Here is a 17,056-nt window from a genome sequence, read left to right on the forward strand (position 1 = left end):
ACTGCATCCATATCGTCATATGTTTGGTTCTCACCACACATTGCCCAGATAAATGCATAATTTGTTGTACCAACACCACAGTGAATTGACCAACTTGGATTAATTACTGCTTGTTCTTGTGACATTACAATATGATTTGATTCGTCTGGTTTGCCCATGAAGTGGAATACTCTTGTATCTGGTGCTCCAAATTCAATATATAGGTAAACTTCCATTCTTCTTGCATGTGTATGTGCTGGCATTGTGTTCCATGATGAACCTGGTTCTAGAATTGTGTATCCCATTTGTAATTGACATGTATCCATTTGTGATGCATCGATATACTTACAAATAGTTCTCTTATTCATATGTTCTTGGTCACCGATTGGCATCTTCAATGCATTTTCGAATGGCAACTTCTTATTTGGATAAGTCTTGTGAGCTGGTGTTGAAACTACGTAGAACTTAGCTGGATCTGATGCATCATCTGATTCAAATACTACGTGTTCTACTCCCATTCCTACATAGTAGCCATCGTGCTTAACCATTTCTTCTTTCTTACCATCGATAGTCATTGAACCTTTACCACCGATGTTGATAACACCTAGTTCACGGCGTTGTAAGAAGTACTCTACACCGAGTTCTTTGTCTAGCTTGATTTCTAGTGGTGAATCAGTTGGTGTTACACCACCGAAGATCATACGATCGTTGTATGTATATGTTAGAAGAATGTCGCCTGGTGTGAATAGTTTTTCCATTAAGAATTGATCACGTAATTCATCTGTTGAATAGTGCTCAATATCCTTAGGACTATGTGTATAATTTGTTTTCATTGAAAATGACATTTGAATCCTCCCTCATTTCTTATAAAGAAATTAAATATCTCATCTGTAAACCACATCTATAATATATCTCATTGCCAATATTATTTCAACCGTTTTCATAGATTAGTTCAAATATCCTTCATGTGGTGTTACTCCAAAACTCTTGGCCAAATCTTTGAGTCCTTGATCGGTAATTGTTTGTTTGATATTACCACCTTGCATTTGAATAATTGTCCAAATTTGAGCGGCTTTTTCAATCGTTTCAATAAGTCCAAAGGCTTCATCAATTGTTTCTCCGGTACAAAAGATACCATGATGTGGCCAAATTACTGAACGATAGTCGGCTAATTTTCCAGCTGTAGCTTTACCAATGTCAATTGTTCCTGGAACCATCCAAGGAATAATTCCAACTCCTTCTGGAAAGACGACAAGTGATTCAGTTTGCATCTTCCAAAAAATACGAGTTAATTTCTTTTCATCTAGTTCTTGAGTGAAGGTCATGGCAATCAAATTTGTTGGATGACAGTGCATAACAACACGTTGTTTAGGATCATGTTTCAATCTTTCTTGATGTCCCATCAAATGAGTAGGAAATTCGCTAGTTGGTGCGGCTCCATCGTTATATCCCCACATTAAATCAACACTCTTGCCATCTTCAGCAATTCTAACTAACCCAAGATCTCTTTCTGGAAAATCAATGATGTTCTTAAAATATCTACCAGTAGCTGTAACTAAGAAATACATTCCAGCCAAATCTTTACCATCAAATGCAATCGGAATATTACGCTTTATCTTTTTAACATCTTCATAATCAGATAATTCTTCAGGCATAATACGATAACTTACGTTACCACCATTACGTTCATCCCATCCGTGATCAAATAATCTGAAAGTTATTTTTGAAACCTCTTTAACAAATGGTGAATTAACAAATTTTGTCATTTTTATTCTTCCTAACGTTTAAAAGTTACATTTTTTTCATAATCTTTAACTTCATTAAACCAATCAGATCCTACTGGTACATTGTTTCGAGCACAGAATTCATCCCAAACAGCACCAAATGGATATGATTTTAATTCTTCTGTCATAGCAAGACGGTCAGTAAAGTCTCCAGCGTTCTCATCTTCTTTTAACTGTTCGATTGGTGCAAGCATTCCCATCAAGAGTGCCTTTTGTGTAGCACGGGCTCCAATTACCCAAGCGGCGATACGATCAATCGTTGCATCAAAGAAATCTAGTCCAATATTAGTCTTTGAAAGTTGATCATCACGAACCAACGAACGCATCATACGTATCAAAGCATCATCCATAATAACCACATGGTCACTATCCCAACGTACTGGACGTGAAACGTGTAACATCAATCCTTTACCAAATGGTAAGAAGGCCGAGAACTTGTCAGAAACATCTTCTGTTGGATGGAAATGTCCGGCGTCAATTGTCCAAAGTTTATTACGTGTTAAAGCGTAATTATCATAAAATTCATGTGAACCAACTGTGTATGATTCAACTCCTGTACCAAATAACTTTCCTTCAAAAGCTTCAATAGTATATTTTTCATCGATCGGTTCTTTGATGATCTTATCCAATGACTTGATCAATCTCATTCTTGGTGACAATTTATCGATTGGATTGTCTTTATAACCATCTGGAATCCAGAAGTTATTAACTGACTGTTGACCTAATTCTTTACCAAAATATTCGGCAATTTTTCTGGATCTTTTTCCATGTTCGATCCAAAAGTCACGGGTATCTTTATCAGGACTGGCTAAGGTAAAACCATTTTTTAACATTGGATGTGAGAAGAATGTTCCGTTCATATCCAAACCAACTTTTTCTTGTTTTGCCCAATCGACCCAATAACTGAAATCCTCCGGCTCAAGTTCATCAAGATCTTTCTTCTTATCAGTTACGGCATAGATAGCATGTAGCTGTACTTTGTGTGATCCAGGAATAAGTGATAAGGCTTTTGATAGATCTCCACTTAATTCGTCTGGTGTTGTTGCAGCACCTGGAAAGTTACCACTGACACCAATACCACCCGTAAGCTCTTGATTTGGGAACAAGAATCCGTGGATGTCATCCCCTTGCCAACAATGGATTGATAATGGCACAGTTGCCAATTTGGCAATAGCCTCTTCAGTATCAACTCCAATTGCGGCATATCTATCTTTAGCTAACTCATAGCTAGCCTTAATATTTGCTTCGTTCATTTTTTGTTCCTCCTAGTCTAAATGGAATAGTTCACTTAAATCTAAAGTTTTGGGGCTTTCATCTTTGTTTGTTTCCATAATCGGTGCCATGTAATGCCACCATTTTTTACATATTTCTGTGTTGGCGATTTCGTTGTAGCGCTTCTCATCTTGAACTTCTAAATAGGCAAATAACTCACCGTTTTCCTTATTTAAAAAAATTGAATAGTTTGTTGCCCCATGTGCTTTCAACGCCTGTTCCATTTCTGGCCACAAATTTTCATGACGTTGTTGATATTCTTGATACTTATCCTTATTCAAATACATTATTTGAGCTATTCTTTTCATTTTGTATGCTCCTTTAAAAATTTCTTATAACCTGTTAAAGGATTTTGTTTACTCAAAGGTTGTGGCTGGAAAAATCCTATATCAAATGACTGCGAAATAATTTCTCTGGCATCTGCTAAATTAGCGATATCTTTTTCAGTTATCATCTGAACTACTAGGTTGCCTAAGGCTGTTGCTTCACTAGGACCAGCTGCAACATTGATATTGGCCAAATTACTAGTCAACTGATTAAGATAACTGACATTACTACCACCACCGACAATATTCAAAGTATGAATTGGACGATGAGTTATCTCTTCTAGTTTCTCTATTTCTCTGGCGTACATCAGTGATAAATTGCAATATACTGAACTAACTAATTCTCCAACTGTTTCGGGGATAATTTGCTTAGTTTCTTTGCAATAACACTGAATTTCATGGATCATACTCTTAGGATTAATAAATCTTTCATCATTTAAATCAATATATTGCTGAAAGGGCTTTACTTCACTAGCTAATTTAGCCATTTCAGCGAATCCATATCGATCTTGATATTCGTGTTTTATCCTCTGAACGATCCACATACCCATAATATTTTTTAAGAAACGATAAGTACCATAAGCACCCCACTCATTGGTGTAATTTTCTTCAAAGGCCATCGGACCATTCTCAGGGACATTTAATTCTCTACCTATCAGAGACCATGTACCTGAACTCAAGAATGCCCAATCGTCTTCTCCTGAGGCGGGTGTCCCAACTACTGCAGAAGCCGTATCGTGAGTTGCAACTGTAATAACTTGGCAATTTGGAATATCATGATTATTGGAAATTGAACTCTTAATTGTTCCTAATTTAGTTCCAGCATCCACTAGTGGTGGAAACATATCACAATTTACGTTTACTTCAGATAATAATTCTGAATCAAACAGGCCTTCACGTAAGTTGAGCATCTGAGTCGTCGAAGCATTGGTAACTTCAGTCACAGCCTTACCTGTTAAACGATATCCAATATAATCTGGTATCATTACGATCGACTTAGATTGTTTCAACTTGGATTTATCTTCTTCGAACAATTGATAGAGTGTATTGAAATCTAAAAATTGAATTCCGGTCTTCTTATAGATGTATTCCTTAGAATACTTTCGAGTAAGTTTGGCTACTGAATTTTTAGTCCGACTGTCTCGGTAGCTGACAGGATCATCAAGTTTGTCACCATTTTGATCGATCAAAACATAATCAACAGCCCAAGTATCAATTCCCAAATAAGTATCATTAATGCCATATTCTTTTTTTGCTTTTTCAAGTCCAATAATAATTTCATTAATTAAATGATCTATTTGCCATCTATCATGACCATTTTCAAATTTAAACCCATTGTCAAACCTGTGCAGCTCTTTTATCCGTATCTTATTTCCAGATAGCTGTCCCAACATCAACCGACCACTGGAAGCACCGATATCAACTGCAATATAGTTGCTCATATCGCCTTTACACCTTCTTTGTATTCGTTTACAATATTATTAAACCGCTTTCATCAAATTGGAACAATGGCAAATAATAACAGAAAATGTATTTAATATACATATTGAAACAAAATGACTATTTTCAGATAACTTAGGAGGTTACTTTCAATGAACGGAAGATTAGATAATTTTCTTTTTCATGAGACCAGTATCGAAAAGGTCCAACGTAAATCTCACAAATTTGTTGCGGACTTCCCTGATGCTGCTTTGATCAATCACGATCAACAAATGAAGTTCAATAATTCATTCTTCTTTAAGAACAAATCAATTTTTATTAATAAACATAATCGCTATGCCGATTATCCTTTACATTCACACGAATTTTTGGAGATCAATTATATTTATTCCGGACACTGCACACAGATCGTGAACGGAAAACAGATCACCCTAAACAAAGGTGATCTGCTGATATTAGATATTAATAGTAAACATTCGATCAAAGCACTCGGAAAACATGACATTCTGATCAACATTCTTTTTCAAAATAAAGAGATCAATCTAAATTGGTTGGACTCCTTAAAGTCCAATCAAAGTGTTCTCTTCAACTTTTTATTGAACGCTTCAATGAGTAAACAAAACCAGAGTCAATATCTGCTCTTTAAAAACAACGCTTCGACAACTATCAAACCAGAAGTTCAAGAAATACTATCTGAATACTTCTTCCCACATGAATTTTCGGGAACAGTTATCAGTTCATACTTAGATATTCTTTTGACAAAATTGTTGCGACAATATAGTCCTGAGATGATCAAAGATAATCAGATTTCACAGGATTCTACCTTAAAGCAAATTTTTAGTGAAATCGAGAAAAATTCTAAAACACTGACCTTAAACAGTTTGGCTGAACTGATGAACTACAATAAAAATTATCTAAGTAATTTGATCAAAAGCGAGACTGGTTTTACATTTACGGAATTGCTCAATAAGCAAAAAATTCTCAAGGCTCATTTGGCCGTTGTTTCTACCGGTAAATCGATTCAGGATATTATTGACGAAGTTGGTTACTCTAACCGTAATTACTTCTATAAGATTTATTTTGAAAACTATGACGAATTACCAAGTGAAACTCGTAAAAAACTAAGATCAATAGAATAAAAAAAAGTTCTGAGAAAAATTTTCTCAGAACTTTTTTGATTATCCCATCAAATCGAAACTTAACTTCATCTTTGGTGAGCCTAATTCAATCATATCACCCAACAATTTAATTGATCTGTCATATGATTCTTTAGCTAATTCTTCATTAGCTCTAGTCAACAATGCTGGAATATCTTTTGATGATGCGGCTTCTTCATCAGTCTTCATTTGAATGTTTCTGAATTTAGCAACTGCTTCTAATTCAAAAGTATTACGTGAGTCTTGATATAGATCATAGTCATAATCACCGATCAAGGCCATTGCGTGACTGATCCAGTATACATACTTAGGATCGAATGAAACTGTTGTGTCACGATATGATGCAGGTGTATCTTCTACGTTTGTGTAGAATGGTACAATTGCGCCAAATGTGTTTACACCGAATACTAACCATTGTACGGCTGCAATTTCTTTAGGAACATCATTTCTGATTTGAAGAATATGAAGACTGTGGTTACGGTTCATACCGATTGGACGGAACATCTTCTTTTCTTCTTCTGTTCCCATCTTGCCATATGGGTCATATGGTGTGTTCTCGTAGTGAGAACTCAAAGCAAACTTAACATCTTCAATTGAGAGTTTCTTGTTTGCGTGACAAATGAATGGAAGATCTTGGTCTCTAGGATCTTGCTCTACATCTGGAGTGAAGAGTTTTTGAATATACCATGCACGAGGATTGTTATATTCTGAATCTCTAACTGTTGCACTACCAAAAATGTGACGCAAGTTGTATTTACCAGTATCTGGATTCATGTGATGTTTTTCGATCAATTCTTTTAATCCAGTTGAGCATAGTGTGTCATCTGAATCAAAGTCAAAGTCGTCAATATTCATTCTATTAGGTGCTACTACATATGCATCGTCTGGAATTCTTACAGCAGCCCAATTGTGTCCACCAATTGTTTCTAACCACCAAATTTCATCCTTATCAGCAAATGAAATTCCATTTGGTTCGTATGTTCCATATTTTTCTAGCAATGCTCCAAGGTGTTTAACACCTTCTTTAGCACTGTGGATGAATGGCAATGTGATGACTTCTAAGTCTTCTTCGCCAAGTCCTTCCATATTGTATGGATCAATTCCCAAAATTCTTGAGTTAGTTGTGATTGTTTCTGTTGCTGACATAGAAACGTTATCACTGTTGATACCTGATGAACCCCATTGACCTTCTACAAGATTTGATCTTGGTGTTAAAGTAACTTTCAATGGATTGTCTGGCAATTCTACTTCAAGGCCTGTAATAACTGACTTATAAACTTTTGGTTGTTCTTCTGGCTTAACAACGATAAATCTTTGAGGTTCGATTGAACCATGAGCATCGTTATCTCTGCAGATCATTGTTGATCCGTCAATTGTTGCATCCTTACCTACTAGCATTGCTGTACATGAACCACGAAATACTTTTTTCATAACTAATTCACTCCTCAAATAAATTATTAAACGATACTTTTCTAAAAAGTAATAAACAAATAATTATTCTTCCCGATGAACCTTATAAAATATGTAGTATCCTAAAGCTCGATCAAATCATGAGGGATATCGATCATATTGATATATCCGTCATCTGTTAAAACAACTTGATCTTCGATTCTTACACCACCCCAGTTAGGAATATAAATACCTGGTTCGATTGTTACAACCGTATTTGCTTCCAAAACATCATCATACTCTTCAGCAAGATATGGAGTTTCGTGAACAAATAGTCCAATTGAGTGTCCGATCTTGTTATATGTCAAAGGAGTATATTCTGTTCCTTTAAGAGGTTTGATTGATTCTGGATAAACATCTTTACAGTTAACGCCGGCCTTCATAATACCTTCAGCGGCTTCAAGACTTTGTCTTACATAATCGTAAACTTCTTTTTGTTTTGGAGTTGCTTTACCAACAACAACAGTTCTTGTCATATCTGACATGTAACCATTATATTGGCAACCAAAGTCCATCAAGACAAAGTCGCCATATTCAACAGCCTTCTTTGAAGGAATTCCGTGAAGCAATGAAGTAGTTGCTCCAGAAATCAAGATATTACCATAAGGTTGTGTATCTGCGCCTTCTTCAACCATATAAAGTGATAACTTAGCTGCAAGTTCCTTTTCAGTAGCTCCAACTTTGATATCCTTTAAAATACGTCTGAATGCACGGCAAGCAATATCACAAGCAATTGTTAAATATTCAATTTCTTTAGGTGATTTAACAACACGCATTCTGTCAATAACGTTACCTGCTTGGATCAAGTTAGCATCAAGCTTTGTCTTGAAGTCATGATACATGTCATAAGTCATGTAGTCGTCTTCAAAAGCAACTGTCTTAATACCTTCTGCCTTAACAACGTCGGCAACTGAATCCCCAACTGTTCTACCTGGTAGACGCCAGTTAATAATGTCATAGTCTGGAATTTCAATTTCTGCTTGTTCTGTGTATCTAGGATCTGTAAAGAAGAATTGTTTGTCTTTTGTAAGTAACATGTAGGAATCATCACCTGTCCAGCCACTTGCAAATCTAATATTTACACGTTTTGCAATATAAAACGCATCAATATTCTCATCTTCCATATACTTGCGAATCTTTGATTCATTCATCATAATTCACTTTCCCTCGTTTCTTTAAGCTAGTAAATTTAATTAATCCTTTTCAAGTTTGTCGAGTTTTCTACTTGAGATCCAAAGAACCAAACCTAAACCAATAATAATAACAGCTAGAATTCCGTAACCAGATTGGAACTTACCAGGGTTGCTTGTCTTCAATAGTGCATAAACATTAGGGTATAACAATGTTGCGAAGAATACGGCGATAGGCCAGAATCCAAGCAATAGACCCATTAGTTTAGAAGGAGCTAGCTTAGTAATAAATGAGTTACCCAATGGTGAGAATACCATTTCACCAACTGACATAAGAACACCAACAAGAACGATCCATAATAGGTTTGTGTGACCTTTACCCATCATATCAGCAAAAATCATAGCAACATATGAGATACCGATGAAGATCATACCTAGTGATGTCTTCTTGAACATACTCATATCACCTTGTGGACGTGCTGCAAGTTTTGTCCACAATTTACCTAGAATAGGTCCTAAAACAATACATGTTAGAGCATTAACAGAATCAAAGTATGACGTTGGAACATTGAAACTACCAACCATCCAGTTAGCACGGTTCAAGAATCCAGCACCGTCACCATGGCCAAAGTAGTAGTAAACAGGCATGTAGGCTAAGTACCAAACCATCCAGAACACGATGGAGAAGATTGTAACTAAGATAATAGCAACAACACGTTTTTTATCTCCGGCTGAAAGTGGAGCACTTTCTTCTTTTTCTTTTGCTTCTGCTTCTTTAAATTGACGTTGGTCAACTTTAAATGGTTTCTTACCAGCATCACCAAGTGATTTTTGGTTAAGTAAGAACACAATTGCATCAAGGAAGATGAATAGTGAACATACCAAGAAAACATTGTTAAATCCAATGATAGGAATAAGTAAAACGATAAATGTAGTACCAGTAAATGATCCAATATTAACGAATGTATATTGAACTGAGAAAGCTTCATTCAATTCCTCTTCGTCATCAAATAGTAATCCTGTGATACCTGAAAGATTACCTTTAAACATACCTGTACCAACTGATACTAGAACAATCATGGCCCAAACTAATCCAATTGAAGTGGCTCTCCAAGTGAATAAGTATCCAATGGCCATCAGAATCATACCCGTTGGTACCAGAATTCTTGGACTGATCCAATAATCGGCTAAGTATCCACCAATAACAGGTGCGATATAAGTCATAGCAACGAAGACGGCTGCCATTGAAGCAGCTTTAACATCAGTTAGTCCAAGTCCACCTTTACCAACAGTAGTAGCAATCCAAATTGCTAACATATATTTAACTGTATAAAAGGCAACACGTTCAAATGTGAAACCTAATGAACAAATATAAAAACCAAATGGTTTTTTCTTCTTAATAGGAGCTGCGTCCATATTATTTCCCTCTCTCTTTTACAAAGTAACTAGTCGTGGTTATCCAACCAGTCTGTTAGAATCTTTGCATATTTTTCATGTTCTTCAACGAATGGCATGTGACGACTGTGTTGGAATAATTCCCATCTTGAATTAGGAATTCCGTCATACATTGTCTTAGCAATGAATGGTGTACATAAGTCGTTTGTTCCACTTGTGATAAGCGTTGGAACGGTAATATCTTTCATTTGATCAAGATAATTGTAGTCGTGAAGTGTACCTTCAGGTGAGTACTCATTTGGTCCCCAACCTACAACATAACTTTCTGTGCCAGCTACCTTCTTGCGACGTAGTGGTTCTGGAGAATCAGCTGTTGGTGTTGCTGCGGCGTGCATTTCCATGTAACGATCATTAGCTGCTACATATTTAGGCTCGTCGTAATTTCCAGTTGCTTCTGCTTGAGCAATTGCATCCTGATCTTCTTGTGACATATGACTGATCATTCTGTGTTGCTCTGATGCCCACAATTTTGCTGAAGGTAATGTTCCTGACAAAATAAGACTCTTAATACCCTTTGGTTTATAGTCACACATGTAAATGAAAGTTAACATTCCACCCCATGATTGACCTAATAGATGAATTTCATCCAAGCCTAGATATTTTCTAAGTTCAATCAATTCTTCAGCCCATGTTTGTTTTGTCCAAAGTGATGGGTTTGAAGGAACTGCTGACTTACCACAGCCTAGTTGGTCATACATGATCAACTGACGACCATTTACAGCAATGTCATCTAATAATTCAAAATAATTGTGAGTTGATCCTGGTCCTCCATGAAGCAATACCAAAGGTGCCTTGTCTTTACTCTTTTCACCGACAATACGGTAGTAAGTCTTGTAGCCTTTGTACGGCATATAGCCTTCTTCAACTTTCATGAATATTGAACCTCCTCTTTTTATTGAATAATTTCTAAGTCGTCTGGATATTTGTTCAAGTTTTCGTATCCATCTTCAGTAACAATTACCAAGTCCTCAATACGAACTCCAACTTCACCAGGAATATAAACACCAGGTTCAATTGAGAAGATATTTCCTACTTCACAGACATTGTGATTAGCTGTTGAAACATCACCAGTTTCATGATCTTCGATACCAATAAAGTGTCCAAGACGATGTGTGAAGTATTCTCCATAACCTTTTTCTGTAATGTAATCTCTAGCAGCTGCATCAAGTGTAGCAAGTTCAACGCCTGGTTTGATAAGTGCCATTGCACGTCTCTTACCTTCGAGAACTGTTTCATATACGTCACGTGACTTGTCCGAAACTTCTTTGTAGAAGAATGTACGTGTCATGTCTGAACAATATGAATCTCTAACACAACCAATATCAACTACGATACTGTCGCCTGGTTTTAATCTTGAGTCGTCTGGTTCTTGATGGTGTGGGTCTGCTCCGTTTGCACCATAAGCAATGATAGGATCGAATGAATAACCTGAGTCGCCTAATTCCTTGTATTTTTCGCCAAGTCTTTCAGTAACTTCAACTTCTGTTAAATCTTTTGAAAGTTCATGTTTAACAAAGTCAGTAGCCAATTCATTGTCAGCTTGTGCTTTACGCATAAGGTCTTTTTCTTCGTCATCTTTGATAGCACGTGCATCATCAATAATTTCAGAACCGTTGCCTAATTTTACGTTTGGTACAAGTTCCATTAAGTGTAGCAAGAAGTGTGATGGCCAATTTTTATCAATTCCGAATGATCCGTTAGCGTCACAGTAATCAAGTACTTTCTTAACACCATCATCAATATCATCAATGAAGACTTTTTCAATTCCAATATCTTCTGTGATTGGGAATAACTTGTTAACAACAAGTGTATTCTTACCATCAGCTCTAATTACTAGAACAAGTAATCTTTCGCCTGGGTGAATCCAAAGTCCAGTAAGATAGAAAATTGCAGTAGGATCTGAGATCAATAATTGATCATATCCTTCTTCCTTCATTTTGTTGGTAATGTTCTGAACACGACTGTCTTTCATTTCTTAGTGCCCCCTTTATTATTTTAAGCATTATCAAACTCATAATTGTTAATATTTTCACAAATAATTTCAAAAAAAAGTAAACCCACTGCCGGGTCTGGTAACGCTTTCGTAGTTTCAGTGTACTACATTCCCTTAAATATTCAAAGTTAAATTATGAAATCTTTTATTTAATTTCTAAATTATATTTCTTTCAAAAACTGTCTATTATTTATAACACACAAGTATATCCTCAGCGTACACACAGCAAACCCTATTCGTACAGGCATTTGTCTATAATTGGTAAATACCAGTAAAAAATTCAAAATCACTAAATTAAAAAATACTTAAGCAAAAAGTACATGCTTAATCATCTACTTTTAGATAATCAAAATAAAAAAGCTGTCATTCAAAATAAGACTTGAAATGATAACTTTTTTATGTGAATTTATCACAATAGGAACATGCTATTTGAATATAGCTTTAGCATAATCTGATTTCATAAATGTATCTAGCATACCTTTATCCAATTCATCGAACATCTTCAATCCATACGGCTGGAAGGTTTCAGCAAGATCGATCACATCTTTTATATCGACCTCACCTGTTCCGGGAACAACCGTCTTGATCAGGCGTTTGGCACCTGGAGTCCAAGCGAAGTCTTTGACATGGACAGCCACTATTTGATTATTAAAACGCATAAAAGCATCTTTAATAATTGATAATAAGTTATCATTTTTATCTAACATTAGATTGGCTGGATCAAGAATTATCTTCAATGCTGGATCATAATCAAAGATTTTTAGTAGTTCTTCCGTCTTATCCAATGAGTATAGAGGATGATTTACACCCGGCTCTAACGCTAACTTTACGCCACACTTTTGGGCAACTGGTAGTAATTGCTTAATAGTTTCAATTAACTCTTCAAAATGTTCTTCTTCAAAATTTTCCTTTGTGAAGGAAAACTCAGGGTCTACACTGCCTGTTTCTGTTGCAACTATATTTGCTCCAAAAAATTTAGCATTTTGAAGATACTTTTTCATTTTTTCAATCTGTTTTTGACGTTCTATCAAATTTGGATGAATCAAGTTGACATAACAGCTTAAAACACCAATTTCTATATCTTTTTTTGATAAGTTCCTTCTTATTATATTACCTAATCCGGGATCAATAAGATCTCCACCTTTACTTGTCTCAGGAAAAGACAGTGGTAAAGCAAATTGTAATGTATGGATCTTCATGGCTTGAATTTTATCTGACCACTTGTCCAAATCATCCTTTATTAAAATATCATGGCCTCTAACACCGTAATTATAATTGATCATATTTTTCCTCCACCAAAAAAGGTCGGGACATTTATCCCAACCGATTTTTTAATTAATATTGATATTTTCCATAGCTCTAGACATTCGCTCGAAATCAACATCTTTAAACATACTGAATTGTTCAGCTTCTAAGCCATTGAATTCATCAGCTAAATAATATGCAGCTAGGAATCTTTTAAGAATCATTTTACTTGCTTTAACATCATCTTTTTCGTCTGGGCAATAAGAATTAACTACTGCATAAGCAAACTTTTCTGGATCCATTTTCATTTTATCTTTTGCCATCGTAATTACTCCCCGTGTTCTTTCTTCCAACGCATAAGATCTACGTGTCCAACTTTATTGTTACCCCATAGACTGTGTTTGTCAAAACCTGATAGATCTTGGATCAAAGCAGCATTTTCATCTGAAATGTTTTCAGGCTTTTTACCGTTTCTTAAATCTTCAACTTCGTTAAGCAAAACTTCATGCTTGTCTTTTGTAAGTTTGAACTTGAATGAAGCAATGTAACCCATCAATAGAAAGGCTAATGTACCAACAGCTAACATAATAACTAATGTGTGAACAACACCAATTGATTGTGTTTGTGATGAAGGTTTGAAACCAGAACCATCCAAGAATACACCAACTAAGAATACAGCAAGTGCTTGTGTAGCTTTACGTGTAAATGTCATAACACCAGCAAAGATACCTTCTCTACGTTGACCAGTAACGATTTCATCAACATCGGGAATAAAACTATAAATGTTCCAAGGAATATATGCCAAAGCACCACGGCCGAGTCCTGAAACAATAGCTGAGATAATAAGAATTGTCATAACCATCTTACTATTTGAGAAGTATGCAATAACAAATCCAATAGTACCTACAGCAAAGCCAAGAACGGCGATACGATATGTACCGGCTTGTCTATTAGCACGTGTAACAGCCACGATACCAAGAACAACACCAACGATACATGCACCCCAGATAACACTAAGTACATTTGATGCAACAACAGTTGTGAATCCTAAAGCAAACACAACGAAATATGTATAAACTTGTGAGAAAATATCTTGAGAAATATAACAACCTAAGTACATTAAGATATGAGTTCTAAAAGCTTTGATCTTAAATGTTGATAGTAGGTCAATATAAATTTGTTCAAATTTTTTACCAATTGATAATTTATCTTCGTCTGGGTTATCAACCTCATCATCAACAATTTCAGACAATGGACGTTCCCATGTGAAGAAGTATAAGAATATCAAAATAATAATGAAAGCTGCGGTAAACATCATGGCAGCATATAAGAATGATTTAGGATTATCTTTACCAAGTACAGCAATTAATCTCCCTGGTACGAAAGCTGAGAAGAAAGCTGAAATCTGTCCACAGAACAAACGAGCTCCTGAGAAAATAGTTCTTTGTTTGAAATCATTTGTCATTTCTGTAGCAAGTGTTTCATATGGTACTAGAACCATTGTATAAATAATATCAAAACCAACGTATGTAACTAAGTAATACCAGAAGTTCATGCCACTGATCCACATTAGGATATAAGCCAACATGAACGGAATTCCGATCATAATAAAGAATTTACGTCTACCAAATCTCTTACCTATCTTTGTTTTATAAAAATTATCTGAGATCATACCCATAAGTGGACTTGTGATGGCATCCACAAATCTTGAAATGGCAAAGATCAATGATCCTTCAGTGGCCGTTAAGCCACAAAATGTTGTGTAAAAGAATAGCAACCAAGCTCCGGTTAGAGCTGTTGATCCAGCACCTAGCCAGTCTGTCATACCATAAGCTGCGTAGTTCCACCAACGTACTCTTCTATGTGTTTTTGGCGCATTCATTATAATTCCCTACTTTCCTATAAGATACTTCATGAATTAATAAAATTCTTTAAGATATTCAATTAAACAAAGTGCAGCCATTGATTGTCCATAAGGCATTGTTGAAATCTTGATTCCCTTATAAAAGTCTTTAGTTTCACCCATTGGTGTTCCTGCAGATACGTGTGCCAATGATCCGGTTTCATCAATATTTTCTAATACCGCATTGACACCCTTGTCAGCCATTTTACGATAATCTTCACCGACATAACGGTTATGAACGGCCTTTAATGAACCATAAGCAAAACCGGCAGTTGCTGAACCTTCAACATATGAAGTGGGATCATCGATCAAAGTTGTCCACATGCCGTCTTTAGTTTGATATTTTTTTAAAGCATCCAATTGGTATTGGAAACTTGTGATTAGAAATTGACGAATGGCATCATTTTTCTTAAGGTCTAACAATTCAATAAATTCAGGGATAACGATCGTTACCCAGGAATTTCCACGACCCCAGAAAGCTCCGGCAAAGTTATCACGACGTTTAAAACTCCAACCGTGATACCAAAGACCAGTTTTTTTGTCTTGTAAGAATTGAATATGTAAAAGAAATTGCTTCTTAGCTTCTTCAACATAATCATCGTTGTGGAATAATTTACCTAACTTAGCTAATGTAAGAACACTCATCATTAAAGTGTCGTCCCACATCTCATCCTCATTTAGATCGCCAAAAGTAACATGTTGGAATCCACCACGTTCAGTTCTTGGAAGGTCGTAATACAACCATTTGCCCCAAGATTCCAAATATGGAAGATACTTTTTATTGCCAGTTTCTTCATATAAGTAGGCCAACGTTAACATTTGAACCATGGTATTGATGTTTTTCTCAACTGGTGCTTCTTCAAAACGATCATCAAACCATTTGATAATCCGATCGAGTACTTCTTCTTTTCTTGTTATACGGTAATATTTCATCATTCCATATAAACCAATTCCAGAAGTCCACTCCCAATAGTTGAAACTCTTATTATCAATAATCGATCCATCAGCTACCTTGATAGAAAACTCTCCAGTAGGATCGCTCAAGTGAACCAGATTATCTATTAAGAGGTCAATTTTATTTTCAATATCTTTTTTCGTATAATCCTCTAACATTTTTCCCTCACCTTATCTCATTTCAATGTTTATAATTTCATAATCGGTACTGCAATCGCTTACAAATACATTTAATAACTTTTTCACATTAGTAACAATATCACAGATGAAGGTAGTAGTATCATATTTACAGTTGAAAGCTAGAATTGAGTTTATGTAAGCGATTTTACAAGTTATTTTGATACTTTGAATTTTAATGTTAGCGTTTTATTTATTAGAATTGTCAAAAATCGGTCAATACCATTATTATTTTAAGAAATAAATTTCACATGGCCATTTCATTGACATATGAGCTATATCAATGATTTATCTGCACACAAAAAAGATCAGTGTCTACCACTGATCTAATTTATCTATCTATTAATATCGTTTTTATGAAATTTGAAAGCGGTTCTAATATTGCTAAATAAGCAATTCAAGAAATGTTAAAAAATGATAATCTCAATTTACTTCTACTAACATAAGCCGATCATTTCTAGTTTTCATTTATCATATTTCACTTTCTTTGCTTTTTATCAAAACGTAGTATTGCATTTACATATCAATAGTGAAATAATTATCAATTGTAGAGAGCAATAAAGATTAAAAAATCGAGGAGAGATTTAAATATGAAAATTAAAGCAGCTGTAGTTGATAAAGTTAATGATCCATTCGTTATTAAAGATGACGTTGAACTAGCTGACCTTCAAGATGATGGTCTTCAAGTTAAAGTCGTTGCTTCTGGTATCTGTCACTCTGATGAAGCTCTTAGAAAAGGCGATGCAGCCTTCAGCTTCCCTGTTGTCTTAGGACACGAGGGTTCTGGTATCG

Annotated in this window: 16 protein-coding genes; 2 read left to right on the forward strand and 14 right to left on the reverse strand. The window is 35.5% G+C overall.

The features are described 5' to 3' along the window. The 5 genes from kduI to rhaB all read right to left on the reverse strand — a co-directional run. Window positions 1-824, reverse strand: an 824-nt coding sequence (gene kduI, locus EKM60_RS10680) for a 5-dehydro-4-deoxy-D-glucuronate isomerase (protein WP_125715309.1), incomplete at its 3' end; no start/stop codon positions are given. Between the two features lie 102 nt (window positions 825-926). Next, window positions 927-1,745: a rhamnulose-1-phosphate aldolase gene (gene rhaD / locus EKM60_RS10685; protein WP_125715311.1), complete on the reverse strand. Its 819-nt coding sequence runs from the start codon at window positions 1,743-1,745 to the stop codon at window positions 927-929. An 11-nt stretch (window positions 1,746-1,756) separates the two neighbouring features. Then, window positions 1,757-3,016 (reverse strand): L-rhamnose isomerase, encoded by a 1,260-nt coding sequence (locus EKM60_RS10690; RefSeq protein ID WP_125715313.1) that lies wholly within the window; start codon window positions 3,014-3,016, stop codon window positions 1,757-1,759. Window positions 3,017-3,028: 12 nt separating this feature from the next. Continuing rightward, window positions 3,029-3,343 carry an L-rhamnose mutarotase gene (gene rhaM, locus EKM60_RS10695; protein ID WP_125715314.1) on the reverse strand — a complete coding sequence of 105 codons (315 nt, stop codon included), beginning with the start codon at window positions 3,341-3,343 and terminating at the stop codon, window positions 3,029-3,031. After that, entirely contained in the window at window positions 3,340-4,803 is a 1,464-nt protein-coding gene (gene rhaB / locus EKM60_RS10700; protein ID WP_125715316.1) for a rhamnulokinase, read from the reverse strand. The genes rhaM and rhaB overlap by 4 nt, the downstream gene beginning before the upstream one ends. A 150-nt stretch (window positions 4,804-4,953) precedes the next feature. Here rhaB and EKM60_RS10705 point away from each other — a divergent pair, with 150 nt between their 5' ends. Further along, entirely contained in the window at window positions 4,954-5,940 is a 987-nt protein-coding gene (locus tag EKM60_RS10705; protein ID WP_125715318.1) for an AraC family transcriptional regulator, read from the forward strand. A gap of 39 nt (window positions 5,941-5,979) precedes the next feature. On the opposite strand, the gene EKM60_RS10710 is transcribed toward EKM60_RS10705, so the two are convergent. From EKM60_RS10710 to bglB, 9 genes are all read right to left on the reverse strand, one after another. Further along, window positions 5,980-7,389 (reverse strand): C69 family dipeptidase, encoded by a 1,410-nt coding sequence (locus EKM60_RS10710; protein WP_125715320.1) that lies wholly within the window; start codon window positions 7,387-7,389, stop codon window positions 5,980-5,982. Window positions 7,390-7,490: 101 nt separating this feature from the next. Next, entirely contained in the window at window positions 7,491-8,561 is a 1,071-nt protein-coding gene (locus EKM60_RS10715; protein WP_125715322.1) for a M24 family metallopeptidase, read from the reverse strand. A 39-nt stretch (window positions 8,562-8,600) separates the two neighbouring features. Next, window positions 8,601-9,953, reverse strand: a complete 1,353-nt coding sequence (locus tag EKM60_RS10720; RefSeq protein WP_125715324.1) for a peptide MFS transporter — start codon at window positions 9,951-9,953, stop codon at window positions 8,601-8,603. A 29-nt stretch (window positions 9,954-9,982) separates the two neighbouring features. Next, window positions 9,983-10,864: a proline iminopeptidase gene (gene pepI, locus EKM60_RS10725; RefSeq protein ID WP_125715326.1), complete on the reverse strand. Its 882-nt coding sequence runs from the start codon at window positions 10,862-10,864 to the stop codon at window positions 9,983-9,985. Between the two features lie 20 nt (window positions 10,865-10,884). Then, window positions 10,885-11,964, reverse strand: a complete 1,080-nt coding sequence (locus EKM60_RS10730; protein ID WP_125715328.1) for a M24 family metallopeptidase — start codon at window positions 11,962-11,964, stop codon at window positions 10,885-10,887. Between the two features lie 446 nt (window positions 11,965-12,410). Continuing rightward, window positions 12,411-13,268: a sugar phosphate isomerase/epimerase family protein gene (locus tag EKM60_RS10735; RefSeq protein WP_225427056.1), complete on the reverse strand. Its 858-nt coding sequence runs from the start codon at window positions 13,266-13,268 to the stop codon at window positions 12,411-12,413. Window positions 13,269-13,316: 48 nt separating this feature from the next. Further along, the gene (locus EKM60_RS10740) at window positions 13,317-13,553 is read right to left on the reverse strand and encodes a hypothetical protein (protein WP_125715330.1); all 237 of its coding nucleotides are present in this window, start codon (window positions 13,551-13,553) and stop codon (window positions 13,317-13,319) included. Between the two features lie 5 nt (window positions 13,554-13,558). Then, complete coding sequence (locus EKM60_RS10745) at window positions 13,559-15,112, reverse strand: MFS transporter (RefSeq protein WP_125715332.1); 1,554 nt, start codon at window positions 15,110-15,112, stop codon at window positions 13,559-13,561. A 36-nt stretch (window positions 15,113-15,148) separates the two neighbouring features. Then, the gene (bglB, locus tag EKM60_RS10750) at window positions 15,149-16,246 is read right to left on the reverse strand and encodes a beta-galactosidase BglB (protein WP_125715334.1); all 1,098 of its coding nucleotides are present in this window, start codon (window positions 16,244-16,246) and stop codon (window positions 15,149-15,151) included. A 608-nt stretch (window positions 16,247-16,854) separates the two neighbouring features. Here bglB and EKM60_RS10755 point away from each other — a divergent pair. Then, window positions 16,855-17,056: alcohol dehydrogenase catalytic domain-containing protein (locus EKM60_RS10755; protein ID WP_164508391.1), on the forward strand; the 202-nt coding region annotated here is incomplete at its 3' end.

It is taken from the genome of Companilactobacillus kedongensis (assembly GCF_003946625.1).
Lineage (GTDB): Bacteria > Bacillota > Bacilli > Lactobacillales > Lactobacillaceae > Companilactobacillus > Companilactobacillus kedongensis.

Bases quoted from the DNA above. Each gene is read 5' to 3' on its own strand.
- EKM60_RS10745 (WP_125715332.1), bottom strand. From the start codon at position 15,112: ATGAATGCGCCAAAAACACATAGAAGAGTACGTTGGTGGAACTACGCA.
- rhaB (WP_125715316.1), bottom strand. From the start codon at position 4,803: ATGAGCAACTATATTGCAGTTGATATCGGTGCTTCCAGTGGTCGGTTG.
- EKM60_RS10740 (WP_125715330.1), bottom strand. From the start codon at position 13,553: ATGGCAAAAGATAAAATGAAAATGGATCCAGAAAAGTTTGCTTATGCA.
- EKM60_RS10690 (WP_125715313.1), bottom strand. From the start codon at position 3,016: ATGAACGAAGCAAATATTAAGGCTAGCTATGAGTTAGCTAAAGATAGA.
- EKM60_RS10715 (WP_125715322.1), bottom strand. From the start codon at position 8,561: ATGATGAATGAATCAAAGATTCGCAAGTATATGGAAGATGAGAATATT.
- bglB (WP_125715334.1), bottom strand. From the start codon at position 16,246: ATGTTAGAGGATTATACGAAAAAAGATATTGAAAATAAAATTGACCTC.
- rhaM (WP_125715314.1), bottom strand. From the start codon at position 3,343: ATGAAAAGAATAGCTCAAATAATGTATTTGAATAAGGATAAGTATCAA.
- EKM60_RS10705 (WP_125715318.1), top strand. From the start codon at position 4,954: ATGAACGGAAGATTAGATAATTTTCTTTTTCATGAGACCAGTATCGAA.
- EKM60_RS10710 (WP_125715320.1), bottom strand. From the start codon at position 7,389: ATGAAAAAAGTATTTCGTGGTTCATGTACAGCAATGCTAGTAGGTAAG.
- EKM60_RS10720 (WP_125715324.1), bottom strand. From the start codon at position 9,953: ATGGACGCAGCTCCTATTAAGAAGAAAAAACCATTTGGTTTTTATATT.
- pepI (WP_125715326.1), bottom strand. From the start codon at position 10,864: ATGAAAGTTGAAGAAGGCTATATGCCGTACAAAGGCTACAAGACTTAC.
- EKM60_RS10730 (WP_125715328.1), bottom strand. From the start codon at position 11,964: ATGAAAGACAGTCGTGTTCAGAACATTACCAACAAAATGAAGGAAGAA.
- rhaD (WP_125715311.1), bottom strand. From the start codon at position 1,745: ATGACAAAATTTGTTAATTCACCATTTGTTAAAGAGGTTTCAAAAATA.
- EKM60_RS10735 (WP_225427056.1), bottom strand. From the start codon at position 13,268: ATGATCAATTATAATTACGGTGTTAGAGGCCATGATATTTTAATAAAG.